Here is a 17,282-nt window from a genome sequence, read left to right as displayed (position 1 = left end):
TACGGGAAGTGAGAAGGGTTTAAACATGAGCAGCACCGGGGTCATTGACACCAAGGGCGGTGATAACGCCTTTACGGCAAAATCTGTGCATCAGAACACCAGCGAGCCGATGTATTCCGGTGCGCTGTCCTTCATGCGCCGCCGATATTCGCGCGACCTCAATGGGATTGATGTTGCTGTCACCGGCATCCCCTATGATCTTGCAACATCAAGCCGACCGGGCACACGTCTCGGCCCGCAGGGCGTGCGTCGTGCATCGACCAACCTTGCATGGGCGCCGCATTTCCCGTCCGGCCGTGACATCTTTGCCGAGATGGCAGTGATTGATTATGGCGACATGGTCATTGATCCGGGCCATCCGGAAAAGCTTCCGGAAATGATCGAAGATCACGCACGCGATATCGTGCAGTCCGGTGCCAAGATGCTCACCATCGGTGGCGATCACTTCATCACCTATCCAATCCTGAAGGCACATGCCGAAAAGTACGGCGATGGCATTTCACTGATCCAGTTCGATGCCCATTCCGACACCTGGGAAGATGACGGCGATCGGATTGATCACGGCACCATGTTCTGGCACGCGGCCAAAAAGGGCATCGTCAATCCGTCGAAATCCATTCAGGTCGGCATTCGCACCCACAATGAATCGACCCACGGGTTCAATATCCTTTATGGCCCGGATGTTCAGTCGATGTCGATTGATGCCATTGTTGAAAAGATCAAGGCCACGGTTGGCGACAACCCGGCCTATATCACCTTTGACATTGATGGGCTTGATCCGTGCTATGCACCGGGGACGGGTACGCCGGTGCTGGGCGGTTTGACCAGCCATCAGGCGGTGTCGATCCTGCGTGGTCTTGCGGGGCATGTGAACCTGATTGGCAGTGACGTGGTCGAAGTTTCCCCGCCTTATGATGTTTCGGACATCACATCGCTTGCCGGTGCGACCATGGCGTGGGAAATGCTGAACATTCATGCGGTTAACCGCGCAAAGTAATCTGACGTTTCAGATCAAAATTTCAGGGGGCCGGTATTATTTCATGATACCGGCCCTTGTTTTTTCATTTTCCTGTGATCTGATAGCACCCAGAAAAACAAAAGAAGACAAGAGATACGGAAATGAAACCAATTGCTATTTCGCGCCTGACCATCTGCGGCATAGACGAACTGCCGACCCATCGCAGCCATGGTGTGACACACGTCCTGTCGGTCCTTGATCCCGAACGTGAAGACCCGACCATTTTTGCCAACTTTGACCCGCATGAACGCACTATTTTACGTTTCCATGACGTGATCGAGGACAAGGAAGGCCGTCCGGCCCCGACCAAGGCCGATGTCGAAGCCATCCTGGCTTATGGCGAAACACTTATCGGAAGCCGTGCGGATCGCCGCGATGGCCATTTGCTGGTGCATTGTCACATGGGCGTGTCGCGTTCGACCGCCGCCATGATCACCCTGATGGCACAGTGCGAACCGGACCGCGATGAAGACAGCATCTTCACCACCATCCGCGAAATGCGCCCGATTGCCTGGCCGAACTCGGTCATGATCGCCTTTGCCGATGAACTTCTCGGGCGCGAGGGGCGCCTGACTGCGGCCCTTCATCGCCACTACGCCATTCAGCTTGAGCGTGATGCGATGTTTGAACGCTGGATGACCGAACTGGAACGCCAACGCGAAGTCGGCTTTGGCAAAGGCCTGCAGAGGACGTAATTCGCCCGCCACAGGCACTGTGTCGCAGCAACTTCGTGGACGTTACAGCTGCTGCGATAGGGTTTTGGTTTTTTCAGTAACAACATTGCCGGTGTGTTTGGTCGATTTGCTTTCGATCAGCAGGACCCAACACTCTTCCTTGGCAATCGGGTTATGCATGACCCCTTTGGGGATGGTCAGGAATTCGCCTTCGCTCAGTTCGACCTTGTGGTCTTCGAACTCGATGATCAGGCTCCCCTTGACGATATGGAACAGCTCGTCTTCCTCGTCATGGGCATGCCAGACCAGTTCGCCTTTTACTTTTGCAATTTTGAGATATTGGTCATTCACCTCGCCAATGATCTTCGGCGACCAATAGTCGGTAATTTGATCAAAACTTTGCATCAGATTGCGTGCGACGAGTGTGCTCATGAAAATGCCCTGTTGTCTGCTAGTGTGGTTTGGTTTTGATTTCGCGATTTTATATCCGGGGCGATTTTCGCACTGAAGTCCTAATCTTTTTGGGCCAAGCCTTTTGCGCAAGAATGTGAAAAGCCGAAATGCTGGCGAATGCGACGCCGCGTTCGATTAGCATTTGTGTGACGCGTTGAATCGATTTAAAAGGCGGTGGGTCCCACAGACCACATACTATTGATCCGCCGAATTTGCGGACAATTCGAACGGAGAAACGTCATGACAGCCAAAGCTGTTTGTCTTGGGGAACTGCTGATTGATTTTGTTCCGACCGTGACCGGAACCGGCCTTGCCGATGCGCCGGCCTTTGCCAAGGCGGCCGGGGGCGCACCGGGAAATGCGGCTGTGGGTTTGCAGCGTCTGGGTATTGAAACCGGTTTTATCGGTAAACTCGGCGATGATGCCTTTGGCCATTTTCTGGTCGATACCCTTAAGGCCGACAATGTCGATACATCGGGCATTGTTCTGACCAAGGAAGCCCTGACCGGGCTTGCATTCGTCTCCCTGCGTGCCGATGGGGAACGCGAATTTTCATTCTATCGCAGCCCGTCAGCCGACATGTTGCTCAGCATTGCTGATCTTGATCAGGACATGCTGAAATCCACCGATCTGTTCCACTACGGAACGCTTTGCATGATCGATGACGACCCGCGCGCGGCAACGCTTGAGGCGATCAAGATCGCACGTGAAAACGGGGCGATCATTTCGTGTGATCCGAACCTGCGCCTGCCGCTTTGGCCGAGTGCGGAAAAGGCACGTGAAATCCTGCGCCTTGCGATCAGTCAGGCCGATGTCGTCAAGATGTCGGACGAGGAAATCACCTTTGTTTCCGGCAAGGATGACCTTGAAGAAGGCATCAAGGATCTGTGGTGTGATCAATGGCGCGCGATGATTGTGACATATGGTCCCAAGGGATCGCGCTACATTACGCCGGCCTTTGATGGTTTTGTACCGTCCTTTGAAATCACTGCGGTTGATGCGACCGGGGCAGGGGACGGCTGCACGGCAGGCTTCCTGTCGCGCCTTTTGAAGGATCCGGAACTTCTGGGGTCCGAAGACAAGCTTGCAGCCGCGTGCCGCTTTGCCAATGCGGTCGGTGCGATCACGGCAACCAAACGTGGTGCCATCAACGCATTGCCGACGGAAAAAGAAGTCGAAGAGTTTCTTTCGAACCGATAAGATCACAGGCGTAAATGAAAAATCACGCGGCGGCCATAATCTTGCCGCCGCGTGCTGCAAACTGTCCCACACATGGTTTGAAACGCGTGTTAGCCTGTTGGCAATAGCACCGTATTGTTATGAATGAATTTGAATGGGCCGAGGGTGGTATGTCTGCTGATAAAATGACCGCAAGCTGGGATAAACTCGATCAACTGGGCGCGGAAGTTTCCGAAAAGCTCAATCTGCGTCAGGCTTTTGCCAACGATCCCGCGCGCTTTGAACGATACAGTGCGGCCCTCGATGACCTGTTTGTTGATTATTCCAAAAACCTGATCACCGACGATCTGATGGCGGCCCTGGTTGAGCTTGCCAAGGCGGCCAACGTTGAAGGCTGGCGCGACCGGATGTTTGCAGGTGACCGGATCAATGTCACCGAAAACCGCGCAGTCCTGCATACGGCGCTGCGCAATCTTGATGGTGACCCGGTCGAAGTTGACGGCGAAGACGTCATGCCGGCGGTCAAGGAAGTGCTTGGTCGTCTGAAGGATTTTGCGGCACGCGTGCATTCCGGTGAATGGAAAGGCCACACCGGCAAGAAAATCACCGATGTCGTCAATATCGGTATTGGTGGCTCCGACCTTGGCCCGGTCATGGTCAACGAGGCGCTGCGTCCATATCACATCGATGGCATTCGCTGCCATTTTGTGTCGAACGTTGATGGCGCGCATATTGTCGATACGCTGAAATTCCTTGATGCGGAAACGACGCTTTTCATCATCGCGTCCAAGACCTTCACCACTGACGAGACGCTAACCAACGCCTATTCGGCGCGTGATTGGCTTGTCGGGATGCTGAAAGACGAAGCCGCTGTTGCCAAGCATTTCGTTGCGGTTTCAACCGCGCTTGATAAGGTCGCGGCATTTGGCATTGATACCGACAATGCATTTGGTTTCTGGGACTGGGTTGGTGGGCGCTATAGCCTGTGGTCGGCAATCGGTCTGCCGATCATTCTGGCCGTCGGGTATGACAAGTTCGAAGAATTGCTGCGCGGTGCGCAGTCGATGGACAACCATTTCAAAACAGCCCCAATTGAAACCAACATCCCAATGATCCTTGGCTTGATCGGCGTTTGGTATCGCAATGTGCTGGGCGCATCCAGTCAGGCTATCCTGCCTTATGATCAGCACCTGTCGCGCCTGCCGGCCTATCTGCAGCAGGCCGATATGGAAAGCAACGGCAAGTCGGTGACCCGTGATGGCAAACCGATTGCCTATGAAACTGGCCCGATCATCTGGGGTGAGCCGGGCACAAACGGCCAGCACGCCTTCTATCAGCTGATCCATCAGGGCACCGAGCTGATCCCGGTTGATTTCATCGTGGCGGCCAATGCGCTGCATCCGTTGGCCAACCATCATGACAAGCTGGTGTCGAACTGCTTGGCACAGGCCGAGGCATTGATGCGCGGCAAGACCGAGGACGAAGTCCGTGAAGAGCTTTCTGGCAGTGACCTGTCACCAGCCGAGATTGATGTGCTGGCACCGCAAAAGGTGTTTGATGGCAACAAGCCCAGCACCATGATCCTCTATAAGCAGCTTGATCCGTTCACCCTTGGCCGACTGGTCGCGATGTATGAACACAAAATCTTTGTTCAGGGCATCATCTGGAACGTCAATTCCTATGACCAGTGGGGCGTTGAGCTTGGCAAGCAGCTTGCCAAGGAACTGCTTCCGATGGTCGAGGGCAAGGAAGATGCCGGTACGCGTGATGCATCGACCGCCGGTCTGATCAAGCGCCTGCATGCCTTGCGTGGCGCATAAGCTGGATTAGTCATCCTGATCATCGGCGACGATGCGCAATCGATAATGACCCGAAGGGCGGTTTTGGTCATGGCTGATGCCGCCCTTTTCAAATGTCAGTTTGCGCTCCGCACACAGTTGCTCTGCCACCTGATGCACGCGTGGCATCAATTCCCGCCAGTAGGAGCCAAAGGTTTTGGCAACCTCTGACGGGCAGATCGTTTTGTCCGGCCCGCGCTCTGTTGCCAGATCAATCACGCGCTGGCGCAAGATGGCATAGGTTGGCTGATCTTCGTCTTTTCGGTCAAACATCATGATAACTGGTCCTGCATCTCGGTTTTTGCAGGCTGCTTTCGCTGGCGTCGGCACCGGTCAGAGCAATATTGAACCTCCTCCCAGCAATCCTTCCATTTGCGCCGCCAGTTAAACGGACGTGCGCATGTCACGCAGGTTTTCTGCGGCAGGTCTGATTTGCTGTGACGATGTCCATTGGCATTTTGCGGCATGATACTGTGTTCGGATCACGTTTACCGATTATCCGATCAGGGCTTCGACCATGGCATGTGCAGCGGACCGGCCACTGCGCCAAGCCGCCTCGACCCGTGCGCCAAGGCACCAGTCGCCTGCGGCAATCACCCGGCCGTTCATGCCGTTAAGGTGACTTTTGCTAAGTGGCAATTCAGTCCGCGCATAACGCCAACGATGGGCCTGCACCGAATGAAGTTCCGGCAGTTTCACACCACTGACATCACGAAGGGCGGCCAGCAGCTTTTCAATCACGCGGTCCTTGTCTTCTTCAAGGTGCTGACGTGACCATTCCGGGCTGGCGTGCAGGACCCACGGATCGGGTGTGCGACGGTGGAACATGTCATCGTTCTGGCTGCTGCGCGCGGCCCAGCTGATTTCGGGGCTCGGATACAGCATCGCGTCAAAGCCGGTCGGAAGCGGGCTTTCAAAGGCCGCCATCACTGCCCAGCACGGTGCCATGACAACCTCTTCAATCGGGGCATAACGCGGGGCAAGGGGCCGCAAAAGATCGGCGGTCTGCGGGGCAGGGGCGGTGACGATCACGCCATCAAACGGGCCATATGTGCCGTCCAGATCATCATGAAGCATAAAACTGCGCGGGCCGGATGGCTCGATGCCGACAATGCGATGTTGTTTCTGGATCGGGAAGGTATCGACCAGTGGGCGGATCAGTTTGTTCATCTGCGGCGCGCCCTGATACCAGGGCTCTTCGGCAAGGTTGCCGACATGGCGCGCGATCGGTGAAAGTGCCGCACCTGATTGCGCCGGGGCGGGCGTTCCGCGATGCAGGTTGGGCGACCAGTTTTGGGCCGCGTTGAACTCGGTTGCCTCTTGCAAAAACGCATTAAATCCGGGATCACGCGCCGTCACATATTGTGCACCATGATTGAAATGACCAAAGTCGGTGCGCCGTGACGCCAGACGCCCGCCAAGACCGCGGCTTTTTTCAAACACCGTTACATTCATGCCGATGCGGTGCAGCGTGCTGGCAGCCTTTAGGCCCGCCATTCCGGCACCAATGATCGCAATATTCACGTTTGACATCCGTGGCATGTGTGGCTCCTGTCTGGGTCGCGGGGCAAATCCCGACGGATTGTTTCGAGTTATGGTTTCGATACGAAACCAGACCGGAATTGGAGCAGTCCAACCGATAAGAAATTTATGAAACTGTCACGACCGGGTCATGAAACCGTTACAACAAACACGCAGTCTGCCTGCTTTGTTTACGGTTATTCCAAGGGGAAAACATGCGTTCTTCATTGATGGCGACAGCCGCTGTTTCGTTGCTTCTGACAGCCTGTGCAGGCACGGCACCCAACCAAACCAAGATGGCGGGGGACGTCATCAATGCGGGTGCGCATCCGATCACGATTGTGCCGATGGGCGAATATCGTACCGGGATGCTGGATGAAAGTGCGGCGGAAATCCCGGCATTTGATCCGGTGACAAAGCGCATCTTTGTCGTCAATGGCGCGGACAAAGTGGTCGATATTCTTGATATGTCCGATCCGTCCGAACTGACCAAGATCGCCGCGATTGATCTTTCCACCTGGGGCAAAGGTGCCAACAGTGTTGCCATCAAAAATGGCGTTGTCGCCGTAGCCGTGGAAAACAGCGATAAGCAGGCACCGGGTCAGGCCGTTTTCTTTGATACCGATGGCGGGTTCATTTCAGCGGTCACCGTTGGCGCGCTGCCCGACATGATCAAGTTTTCCCCGGATGGGAAATATGTTCTGGTCGCGAACGAGGGTGAGCCGAATGACGCATTCACCAATGATCCGGAAGGTAGTGTTTCGATCATTGCCATGGCCGGTGGTGCAGAAAACTTGTCCAATGATGACGTCCGCACGGTCGATTTCAAGTTCCTGAATGATGGCAAGCTGCCCCATGGCATGCGGACATCCAATCCGGGGACCTCAAGCGTCGCACAGGATGTAGAGCCGGAATATATCGCCGTCTCCAACGACAGCAAAACCGCCTATGTGTCGCTGCAGGAAAACAACGCGGTTGCGATTATCGATATCGAAACTGCAACGGTCAAAAACGTCGCCGGTCTTGGCTTCAAGGATCATTCGGTGCATGCCTTTGATGCCAGCGACAAGGACGGCAAGATCAATATCCGCACTTGGCCGGTGATGGGCATGTTCATGCCTGACACCATCGATGCGATCAATATTGATGGCAAGGAATGGGTCCTGATCGCCAACGAAGGCGATTCACGCGACTATGACGGTTACAGCGAGGAAACCCGCGTTGGCAAACTGACCCTTGATCCGGTTGCCTTCCCAACCGCAAGCACCCTGCAAAAGGATGAAAATCTTGGTCGTTTGAAGACCACAACCGCGCAGGGCGACGTTGATGGCGATGGTGATTTCGATGTCATCTATAGCTATGGCGCACGGTCGTTCTCGGTGCTGGATGCAGACGGTGAAATGGTCTTTGACAGTGGTGATGCGTTTGAGCAGATCCTGGCGGCGAACTATCCCAACGTTTTCAATTCCTCGGATACTGAAAACTACAGCCGCGACAACCGCTCCGATGACAAGGGCCCGGAGCCAGAAGGCATTGCAAGTGGCTATGTCAACGGCACGCCTTATGCCTTTATCGGGCTGGAACGTCAGGGGGGCTTTATGGTCTATGATCTGACCAACCCGACCAACCCGCAATTCGTCACCTATCACAGTGATCGTCGTTTCTCTGGCAATCCGGAAAATGATACTGCTGGTGAACTGGCCCCCGAAGGCCTGCAGTTTGTTGATGCCAAGGATAGCCCGACCGGGAACGCAATGCTGGTGGTGGCATCGGAAGTATCTGGTAGCACCAAGGTTTATGACTTGAAGTAACCCGATTACAGCCCTGATTACTGGATATGGGGAAGCCGGGCATTGCCCGGCTTTTTCCTTTTTAAACGCCAGATGGAAAACGGTTCAAACCGGTGACGATATCGACTAAACTCCCGCCGCGGTCGGGGACATGGCCGATGAATATCAGGGGAGTTCGGGACACTGACGACGCGACGTGAACCACATATTCTGGTCGTTGATGATGACCAGGAAATCCAGAAGCTTTTGAAGAAGTTCCTGTTGCAACACGGTTTTCGCATTACCACCGTGTCCGACGGCAATGAAATGCATCGTGCACTGCGCGACTGGAAAATCGATCTGGTGATTCTTGATATCATGTTGCCGGGCGAGGACGGCTTTGCGCTGTGCCGGGACGTTCGACGGACCTCCAAGGTGCCGATTGTCATGCTGACTGCGGTGGGCGAGGATACCGACCGTATTCTTGGCCTTGAACTTGGTGCAGATGATTACCTTACCAAGCCGTTTAACCCGCGTGAATTGCTGGCCCGCATCCGTGCGGTGTTCCGGCGCTTTGAAACGGGTGCGGTTGGGCCGTCTGATAACGAAGTCGCCCCGGCGCACAAGATCATTTTCGGCGAATGGACGCTTGATATCGGGTCACGTGAATTGCGCGACGCCGATAACGTTGCCGTGCATCTGTCGACGGGCGAGTTTTCGTTGCTGTTGGCACTGGTCAAGAACAACAAGCGGGCGCTGTCGCGTGAACAGCTTGTCGATATTGTGCGCGGGCAAAGCTCGCTACCGTTTGATCGCAGCATCGATATCCAGATCAGCCGCCTGCGCCGCAAGATCGAAAAAGACGCCAAGAACCCGAAACTGATCAAGACAGTGCGCGGCATCGGCTATCAGTTCTGCGCCGACACCCAAACGATTTAGGCCGACTCATGGCCGATATGTTCGCAAAATTCAGCAACTATATGCGCCGCTACAAGCCGCGCACGCTGGGCGGGCGTATCTTTCTTCTTATGATGCTGGGCGGGCTGATCATTGCAGTCCTTAGCGCCATGGCATCCTATTACGTGATCGAGCGGGACGAACGCATTGGCCGGGCCTATACACTGGGCTTTACCATTCGCGAACTGGTACGGATAGCCGAAAACCCGGAATTTGAAGAAAACATCATCGATATCGCTGCGCGCGATGGCATGACAATGCGCATCCTGCCATCCGATGATGTCGGGACCTTGTTGTTGTTTTCCAGGCCCGCACAGCATATCGCCATGCCGGTGCGTCTGGCCAATACCGGTTGGCCGACCTCGGTCAAGGTGCATTTCGAACGTGGTCGTTTGAGTGCCGAACAGCGCGCCACCATCGAGGCCACCGAAAATCCCAGCCTGTTTTTTGCCGAACTGTCGCGTGAAATCGCGCGTCTGGGGCTTGAGGCGCAGGTGGAAATCATGATGCCGTCGGGCAAGCGCATTCTGGTGCACCATAACGAACTGTGGGCGAACTATTCATCGCCGTCGCTGGTTTTTCTGATGTTCCTGATGGGGGTGGCCGCGGTTCTTGTCGTGTTTGCCGGGCTTGCCGATTTGTTGGCAGGGCCGTTCAAGCGCCTGACGCGTGCGATCATTGATCACGCCGATGATGTCAGCGGCCCACCGGTCGAGGAACGCGGACCGACCGAGGCCCGGTCAATGGCCGCGGCCTATAACGATTTGCGCGAACGTATTTCAAGGATGCTGGGGGACCGCACCCGGATGCTGGCCGCCATTTCGCACGATTTGCGCACACCCAGCACGCGGTTAAGACTACGCGCCGAGTTCATTGAAAATGATGAGCTGCGCGAAACCGTTTTGCGTGATCTTGATGAAATGGACAGTCTTCTCAATGACGCGCTTGATTTCCTTGGTGACTGGATCGCCAAGGAAGAAGAACGCACGGTTGACTTCATTTCCGTGCTTGAGGCCATCTGTGACGATTACGCTGATCTTGGCCGCCCGGTGAGTTTTGCCGGGCCACAACCCTTGCAGTTCAGTTCGGTCCATACGGTGTTCGGCGGCAATGATGATGCCCATTCCTTTGAGGGCAAACGCAGCATCCGGTTGTCCTGCCGTCCTGGCACGTTAAAGCGGGCCTTTACCAACCTGATTGAAAATGCCCTGAAATACGGCCATCGCGCCAATGTCAGCCTCGAAGCAACGGCCGATACCGTGCTGGTCACCATTCGTGACGAAGGGCCCGGTATCCCGGTCGAACATCAGGATAAGGTGTTCCTGCCGTTTTATCGTGTCGAAGGATCTAGGGCGCGCAGCACCGGGGGCAGTGGTCTTGGGCTGTCAATCGTGAAAACCGTGATTGATGCCCATGACGGACGCATCGAGTTGCGCAATTTGCCGGGAAAAGGTCTGGAAGTGATCGTGTCCCTGCCGCGCAGGGTTTAGGCCGAAGTCGCACAGTATCGGGCAGAGCAGGGCCCAAAAAGAAGAATGGCGGGTGGCCCCCAGAACCACCCGCCAATCAGATCAGATCCGCAACTCGGTATCCGGGTCAAACAGACTGATCTGAGACATGTCGGCCGAGAACGTCATGCTCTCGCCCGGTTTCGGCTGACGGTCCGGACGGACGCGCGCCACGATTTCCTTACCGGCGATTTCGATCACGGTCATCGTGTCGGCACCGGTCGGTTCGATCACTTCGACCTTGCTGTCAAAATTGACATACTGGCTGCCCGGTTCGTCCGACCCGGTACGCTTGTGGGTCAGGGCTTCGGGGCGAATGCCGAACACGACATCCTTGCCGATATAACCACGATAGCTTTCCGGCGCCTCAAACAGCGGCAGGACAATCGGGTTGCCATCGCGCGGGATGGTCAGGGCCAGCTTGCCATTGTCTTCGGTCAGGGTCGCGTCAATGAAGTTCATCGACGGCGATCCGATGAAGCCTGCCACAAACATGTTGTTCGGGCGTTCATAGATGTTCTGCGGCGTATCGAACTGCTGGAGGATACCGTCCTTCATCACCGCGATGCGCGATGCCAGGGTCATGGCTTCGATCTGATCGTGGGTGACATAAACGATGGTCGAGCCAAGACGCTGATGCAGCTTCTTGATCTCGGTCCGCATGTCGACACGCAGTTTCGCATCAAGGTTGGAAAGCGGTTCGTCAAACAGGAAGATATCCGGATCACGCACAAGCGCGCGGCCCATGGCCACACGCTGACGCTGACCACCCGAAAGCTGGGACGGTTTGCGATCCAGAAGTGCTTCGATCTGAAGCAGCTTGGCAACATCGGCAACGGCCTTGTCACGTTCCTGATTGGAAACGCCACGGATTTCGAGGCCAAAGGTGATGTTCTTGCGCACCGTCATGTTCGGGTAAAGCGCATAGGACTGGAACACCATGGCGATGTTACGGTCTTTGGGATGCACGTCGTTGATAACGCGATCCCCGATGCGGATTTCCCCGTCGGTGGCTGTTTCCAGACCTGCAATCAGGTTCAGAAGGGTCGATTTGCCGCAACCGGACGGACCGACAAGGACGAGAAACTCGCCATCGTCAATCGCCAGATTGATTTCCTTGAGAACTTCGACAGGGCCAAAAGCCTTGCGAACTTTATCGAGGGTGAGTGATGCCATTTGCTTATCCCTTCACCGAGCCGGCGGTCAGGCCGCGGACGAAGTATTTGCCGGCGAGAACATAAACCAGCAACGTCGGAAGGCCGGTCAGCAGGGCTGCTGCCATATCAACGTTGTACTGTTTCACGCCGGTTGTGGTGTTGACGATATTGTTGAGTGCGACGGTCATCGGTGCGTTTGCGCCAGAGGCGAACGAGGCACCGAACAGGAAGTCGTTCCAGATCTGGGTGAACTGCCAGATGACCGAAACCACGATAATCGGGGTCGAGATCGGCAGAATAATGCGCCAGAAAATGGTGAAGAACCCGGCACCGTCAATGGTGGCTGCCTTGACCAGTTCGTCCGGGATCGAAACGTAGTAGTTCCGGAAGAACAGGGTGGTAAAGCACAGGCCGTAAACGACGTGGACCAGAACAAGGCCCGGGGTCGAGCTGGCAAGACCAAGCTTGCCAAGAACCTGCGACATCGGCAGCAGAACGACCTGGAACGGAATGAAGCAACCAAACAGCAGCAGGGCAAAGACGATGTTCGCACCCTTGAACCGCCACTTGGTCAACGCATAGCCGTTGATCGCGCCAAGGAAGGTCGAAATCAGAACGGCGGGGATCGCCATTTTGACCGAGTTCCAGAAATAGATTTTGATCCCGGTACATTCGACACCAACGCAGGCTTCGTTCCATGCATAGTTCCATGCATCAAACGTCACCACGCGCGGCAGCGAAATCAGCGACCCTTCACGAATTTCGTCAAGCGACTTCAACGAGGTCGAAATCATGACGATCAACGGGAAAAGGTAATAGGCCGCAAACAGGATCAGAATAAGATACAGCAACCCGCGCAGAACGGTATGTTTCCAGCCTGCATCGTGGCTATAGGTCTGAATATCAGCCATTTTTCTTGCCTCCGCGCAGTTCGGAATACAGATACGGCACAATGATCGCCATAACGGTCGCCAGCATCATCATGGCACTTGCGGCACCAACACCAAGCTGGTTACGCTGGAACGCCATCGTGTACATGAAGGTTGCCGGAAGATCGGATGAATAGCCCGGGCCACCACCGGTAAGCGCAATGACAAGGTCAAAGCTTTTGACGGCAAGGTGAGCCAGAACGACGATCGCACTCAGGAAAACCGGGCGGATCGACGGAATGATGATACCGAAATAGATCCGGGGCAGGCTGGCACCGTCCATATAGGCTGCGCGAATGATGTCCTGATCGACGCCGCGCAATGCCGCAAGGAACATTGCCATGACAAAGCCCGATGCCTGCCAGACTGCTGCGATCACAACCGTGTAGATCGCCATGTCCGAATTGACCAGCCAGTCGAACTTGAAGCTCGTCCAGCCGAGGTCATGCATCATGCTTTCAAGGCCAAGGCCCGGATTAAGAAGCCATTTCCAGACAGTACCCGTCACGATGAAGGACAGGGCCATCGGATAAAGGAAGATCGTACGAAGCGCACCTTCGGCGCGAATACGCTGATCAAGAAGAACTGCCAGAAGGCACCCGATGATCAGGCAGGTCACAATAAACAGACCGCCAAAGATCAGCAGGTTTTCAATGGCAACATGCCAGCGTTCCATCTGCCACAGACGTTCATATTGCCGAAGCCCTGCCCAATCCCAGACGGGAAGCATGCGCGACTTGGAAAACGCCATATAGCCGGTCCACAGGATGAACCCGTAGACAAAAAACAGGGACGCAGCAAAGGACGGTGCAACAACGATCTTGGACAGATGACGCTGGATGCTGGCCGTCAGGTTGCTTTCGGTGCTTTGAGAAGCCCCCATAACCTTTGCCTCAAAAGTTAAATGAGTGGGAAACAGGCCCCGGAAATTCCGGGGCCTGCAAATTGCTCATATCTCAGATTGTACTGATCAGATGAGATTAGTCTTTGGCCAGTTCAACAGCTTCGACCAGACGCGAGACGGCTTCGTCAGACGACATGTCGGAGTTGAAATGTGCGGTCACGACGTCAACGATCGCACCTGCAAGGTGGCCACGAAGCGCCATGCCATGTGCCATGGACGGAAGGAAACCACCGGCTTCCTGTGCGGCCTGGAGGTCAGCTTCGGACTTCTTGGCGCAATCGTCGAACTTATCAAGCGAAACGCCTGAACGTGCCGGGATCGAACCTTTGAGAAGGTTGAAGGTTTCCTGGAACTTCTCGCCAACAATCAGTTCGGCAAGCAGTTTTTGGCCTGCGACCTTGTCGTCGCCCGAAACGTTGAACATGGCAAAGCTGTCAACGTTGAACAGATAACCGTTTTCAGACGGGGTTGCGGCACAGATGAAGTCTTTGCCCGGTACTTTGCCAGCAGCAAGGAATTCGCCTTTTGCCCAGTCACCCATGATCTGCATGGCGGCTTCGCCATTCATGACCATTGCAGTTGCAAGGTTCCAGTCACGACCCGGGAAGTCGGCATCGACATAACCACGGATTTTGCGCATCTGGTCAAACACCGCTTTCATGGTGTCGGAGTTCAGGGCGTCTTCGTCGAGATCAACCAGGGCGCTCTGGAAGAATTCCGGGCCGCCAAGGCCAAGAACGACGGTTTCAAAGACGGTTGCGTCCTGCCACGGCTGACCACCATGGGCAACCGGCGTGATGCCAGCAGCCTGGAGTTTGTCAGCAAGGGCGTTGAACTCGTCCCAGGTGGTCGGTGCGGAATCGGCACCAACTTTTGCCAGAAGGGTCGGGTTTGCCCAGATCCAGTCAACGCGGTGAACGTTTACCGGAACAGCAACATAGTCGCCTTCGTATTTCATAACGTCCTGGATCGCAGCCGGGATAACGTCATCCCAACCTTCAGCAGCGGCAACGTCATTGAGATCAGCAAGGGCACCCTGTTCAGCCCATTCCTGAATTGCCGGACCTTTAAGCTGAACAGCAGCCGGTGCATCACCCGACAGAACGCGCGAACGCAGAACGGTCATGGCTGCATCGCCAGCACCACCAGCGACCGGGCTATCAACCCAGGTGCCGCCATTGGCTTCGAAATCTTCTTTAAGGGATGCGACAGCTTTTGCTTCGCCGCCCGAAGTCCACCAGTGCAGAACTTCAGCGGTCGGCTCGGCATGAGCAAAGTTAGCAGTCGCGAGTGCAGAAAACGCCACACCAGTGGCGAGGATGGTTTTGCGCAGATACATCTAGGTTTCCTCCCTGGCTTTTAACCATTTGCAGCGACAACATGCTGCGAGAAGGGGCACAATGCATCCACAAAACTGTAACAGGGCGTTTCCAGATTGCGAACTGAAACACTTTGTTACAAAATTGGCAATATACATCGCTAATATATTGCAGAGCAGCAAAAACAATTAGGGCGTTTGTCGGCATTAAAGCTGTGACGCATCGGAATAAGTGCATTGAATTTAGTCGTGATTATCATGCGATAACAGGGGAATAGAGGACGGCCATGTGGAATAGCGCACCTGTTATCGACTGGATCGCCAAAGAAGGTCGCCTGATCGAGGATGCAAATGCCTTCCTTGACCAACTGATGACACGGATCAACGCCCAAGGATTTCATATTGCACGCATGCGCTGCTCGATGGAGGCACTCCATCCACAAGTTGCCGTCTGGTCGTTTCTTTGGGATCGCGAACACGGGGCCCGTCTGTGGGAAGCCACCCATGGCATTCATGAAAGCGGTTCTTACATCGGAAGTCCGGTCGAAGACGTGAACCTGCATGGGGGCCCGGTGCGCATTCACCTTGCCAGGGTCAATCCGGCCGATCATCACCCGCTTGTCGGCGAACTGATCGGCATGGGGTTGACCGACTATTATTGTACCCGCATTCGGTTCAGTGGCGGCCGCTGGTGCGTGATGACCATCGCGACAGACCAGCCCGACGGTTTCGATGACCCAGAAATCGCCTGTTTCGAAGGATTACTGGATCACGTTGGCGGGGTGCTTGAACTGCATGTGACCAAACGGATCGAACATTCGTTGCTTGATACCTATTTGGGCGAACGCACCGGCGCGCGGGTCATGCATGGTCATATTCGTCGCGGCGACGGCGAAACCATTCGTGCAGCCCTTTGGTTCAGTGACGTGCGCGATTTTACGGTGATGACCGAAACCCTGTCGGTCGAGCAGCTGCTTGACAGTCTTAACGTCTATTTTGAAACGGTTGAACGTGCCGTGCGCGCCCACGGTGGCGAGATTTTGCGTTTCGTCGGCGATGCGATGCTGATTGTCTTTGCCCAGGAAAACAATCAATCCGCTGAAAGTGTCTGTGAAAACGCGGTGCGTGCGGCCGAGGCCGCCTTGGCCGATCTGGAAAATGTCAACCGCAACCGTTTGAAAGAAGGGCTGCCGATTCTTCGCTTTGGCGTCGGGCTTCATTACGGCGAAGTGGTCTATGGCAATGTTGGCGGCACCCATCGACTGGATTTCACCGTGATGGGGGTGGCGGTAAACCGGACGGCCCGTCTGGAAAGCCTGACCAAACAGATCGGCACACCCTTGTTGATGTCAGATGTTCTGGCAAGCCACATCACCGAGCCGACGGTTTGCTGTGGTGACTTCGCGGTCAAAGGCGTTGCCGCGCCGCTTACCGTCCACGCCCTTCAATCAGCTTTGCCTTTTGCCAAGGTCGCAGAGGGGAACGCCTAGGCAGGGCATGGGGCAGGGCGTTTTGATCTGAAAACTCAGCGAAAATGCTGCGCTGCACTATGCGCGTTCAGGTGTAATTCAACTCAAAACATCATACTTAATGCCCGCATCAGCCACGGATTGACGGGTATGGTTTGTTCATATGTGTTTATCTGTGAATAAACGGCACAGATGATATGCATTTTTTGGTGGTTGAGGATCAAGTGGAATTTCGACATATTGCAACGCGAAGCAAGTCAGTGAATGCGCCAGACAGTTGGAGGTCACCTCCAAGGCAGCATTCGAAATTGTAACCCAAGGAGGTTCAACATGTTCCTGTCCAGTATTCTTGTTGCTGTTCGCCGTTGGGCCTATGCACGCTCGGTCGCGAATGAACTTTACGGCCTTGATAAGCGCGATCTTGATGATGTCGGGATTTCCCAGTGGCAGATCAAAGACGTTGCTCGTAAAGCAGCACGTGACGCGATTGCATAACGCTCGCACCATATAGGCACCCGTCAATCGGGATTGCCAATGCTAAAGCCGGACACAAGTCCGGCTTTTTGTGTTTCTGGTATGGCTTCTGGT

At 55.0% G+C, this 17,282-nt stretch carries 17 protein-coding genes; 9 read left to right on the top strand and 8 right to left on the bottom strand.

The genetic code is table 11. The features are described from left to right. The first annotated feature begins 25 nt into the window (after nucleotides 1–25). Both speB and FHI25_RS12220 read left to right on the top strand, forming a co-directional pair. On the top strand, nucleotides 26–997 hold the full coding sequence (speB, locus tag FHI25_RS12225; RefSeq protein WP_044826814.1) for an agmatinase: 972 nt from the start codon (nucleotides 26–28) through the stop codon (nucleotides 995–997). A 122-nt stretch (nucleotides 998–1,119) separates the two neighbouring features. Beyond that, the gene (locus tag FHI25_RS12220) at nucleotides 1,120–1,713 is read left to right on the top strand and encodes a dual specificity protein phosphatase family protein (RefSeq protein WP_008891843.1); all 594 of its coding nucleotides are present in this window, start codon (nucleotides 1,120–1,122) and stop codon (nucleotides 1,711–1,713) included. A 42-nt stretch (nucleotides 1,714–1,755) separates the two neighbouring features. Here the strand turns inward: FHI25_RS12220 and FHI25_RS12215 are convergent, their stop codons facing one another. Then, nucleotides 1,756–2,124: a cupin domain-containing protein gene (locus FHI25_RS12215; protein ID WP_008891842.1), complete on the bottom strand. Its 369-nt coding sequence runs from the start codon at nucleotides 2,122–2,124 to the stop codon at nucleotides 1,756–1,758. A 261-nt stretch (nucleotides 2,125–2,385) separates the two neighbouring features. On the opposite strand from FHI25_RS12215, the gene FHI25_RS12210 reads away from it, so the two are divergent. Together FHI25_RS12210 and pgi are read left to right on the top strand one after the other, a co-directional pair. After that, nucleotides 2,386–3,345, top strand: coding sequence for a PfkB family carbohydrate kinase (locus FHI25_RS12210; RefSeq protein ID WP_210518069.1), 960 nt, complete (start codon nucleotides 2,386–2,388; stop codon nucleotides 3,343–3,345). 149 nt (nucleotides 3,346–3,494) lie between these two features. Beyond that, entirely contained in the window at nucleotides 3,495–5,144 is a 1,650-nt protein-coding gene (gene pgi / locus FHI25_RS12205; RefSeq protein ID WP_246879052.1) for a glucose-6-phosphate isomerase, read from the top strand. A 6-nt stretch (nucleotides 5,145–5,150) separates the two neighbouring features. On the opposite strand, the gene FHI25_RS12200 is transcribed toward pgi, so the two are convergent. Genes FHI25_RS12200 through FHI25_RS12190 form a run of 3 tightly spaced genes read right to left on the bottom strand, consistent with a single transcriptional unit; the run spans nucleotide 5,151 to nucleotide 6,704 of the window. Continuing rightward, nucleotides 5,151–5,438: a DUF3253 domain-containing protein gene (locus tag FHI25_RS12200; protein WP_210518064.1), complete on the bottom strand. Its 288-nt coding sequence runs from the start codon at nucleotides 5,436–5,438 to the stop codon at nucleotides 5,151–5,153. Next, on the bottom strand, nucleotides 5,435–5,629 hold the full coding sequence (locus FHI25_RS12195; RefSeq protein ID WP_210518062.1) for a DUF2256 domain-containing protein: 195 nt from the start codon (nucleotides 5,627–5,629) through the stop codon (nucleotides 5,435–5,437). The genes FHI25_RS12200 and FHI25_RS12195 overlap by 4 nt, the downstream gene beginning before the upstream one ends. Before the next feature lie 28 nt (nucleotides 5,630–5,657). Beyond that, nucleotides 5,658–6,704 (bottom strand): FAD-dependent oxidoreductase, encoded by a 1,047-nt coding sequence (locus tag FHI25_RS12190; protein WP_210518060.1) that lies wholly within the window; start codon nucleotides 6,702–6,704, stop codon nucleotides 5,658–5,660. A gap of 194 nt (nucleotides 6,705–6,898) precedes the next feature. Between FHI25_RS12190 and FHI25_RS12185 the strand changes: the two genes are divergently transcribed. From FHI25_RS12185 to FHI25_RS12175, 3 genes are all read left to right on the top strand, one after another. Further along, nucleotides 6,899–8,494: a choice-of-anchor I family protein gene (locus tag FHI25_RS12185; protein ID WP_246879051.1), complete on the top strand. Its 1,596-nt coding sequence runs from the start codon at nucleotides 6,899–6,901 to the stop codon at nucleotides 8,492–8,494. 162 nt (nucleotides 8,495–8,656) lie between these two features. After that, entirely contained in the window at nucleotides 8,657–9,391 is a 735-nt protein-coding gene (locus FHI25_RS12180) for a response regulator (protein WP_063086944.1), read from the top strand. Nucleotides 9,392–9,399: 8 nt separating this feature from the next. Continuing rightward, nucleotides 9,400–10,899 carry an ATP-binding protein gene (locus FHI25_RS12175; protein WP_210518058.1) on the top strand — a complete coding sequence of 500 codons (1,500 nt, stop codon included), beginning with the start codon at nucleotides 9,400–9,402 and terminating at the stop codon, nucleotides 10,897–10,899. Nucleotides 10,900–10,980: 81 nt separating this feature from the next. Here the strand turns inward: FHI25_RS12175 and ugpC are convergent, their stop codons facing one another. The 4 genes from ugpC to FHI25_RS12155 form a co-directional block, all read right to left on the bottom strand. Next, nucleotides 10,981–12,093 (bottom strand): sn-glycerol-3-phosphate ABC transporter ATP-binding protein UgpC, encoded by a 1,113-nt coding sequence (gene ugpC / locus FHI25_RS12170; protein WP_064782009.1) that lies wholly within the window; start codon nucleotides 12,091–12,093, stop codon nucleotides 10,981–10,983. Nucleotides 12,094–12,097: 4 nt separating this feature from the next. Next, nucleotides 12,098–12,985, bottom strand: a complete 888-nt coding sequence (locus FHI25_RS12165) for a carbohydrate ABC transporter permease (protein WP_063086947.1) — start codon at nucleotides 12,983–12,985, stop codon at nucleotides 12,098–12,100. After that, nucleotides 12,978–13,886 (bottom strand): sugar ABC transporter permease, encoded by a 909-nt coding sequence (locus tag FHI25_RS12160; RefSeq protein WP_008891832.1) that lies wholly within the window; start codon nucleotides 13,884–13,886, stop codon nucleotides 12,978–12,980. Before FHI25_RS12160 ends, FHI25_RS12165 begins: the two co-directional genes overlap by 8 nt. 97 nt (nucleotides 13,887–13,983) lie before the next feature. Then, nucleotides 13,984–15,246: an ABC transporter substrate-binding protein gene (locus tag FHI25_RS12155; protein ID WP_063086948.1), complete on the bottom strand. Its 1,263-nt coding sequence runs from the start codon at nucleotides 15,244–15,246 to the stop codon at nucleotides 13,984–13,986. A gap of 266 nt (nucleotides 15,247–15,512) precedes the next feature. Here FHI25_RS12155 and FHI25_RS12150 point away from each other — a divergent pair, with 266 nt between their 5' ends. Both FHI25_RS12150 and FHI25_RS12145 read left to right on the top strand, forming a co-directional pair. After that, on the top strand, nucleotides 15,513–16,715 hold the full coding sequence (locus tag FHI25_RS12150) for an adenylate/guanylate cyclase domain-containing protein (protein WP_210518056.1): 1,203 nt from the start codon (nucleotides 15,513–15,515) through the stop codon (nucleotides 16,713–16,715). A 309-nt stretch (nucleotides 16,716–17,024) separates the two neighbouring features. Continuing rightward, nucleotides 17,025–17,189, top strand: coding sequence for a DUF1127 domain-containing protein (locus FHI25_RS12145; protein ID WP_008891829.1), 165 nt, complete (start codon nucleotides 17,025–17,027; stop codon nucleotides 17,187–17,189). Nucleotides 17,190–17,282: the final 93 nt, after the last annotated feature.

Origin of the sequence: Thalassospira sp. ER-Se-21-Dark, from assembly GCF_017922435.1 — a bacterium.
In the GTDB taxonomy this organism is placed as follows: domain Bacteria; phylum Pseudomonadota; class Alphaproteobacteria; order Rhodospirillales; family Thalassospiraceae; genus Thalassospira.
This window is presented reverse-complemented; position numbering and strand designations above follow the sequence as displayed.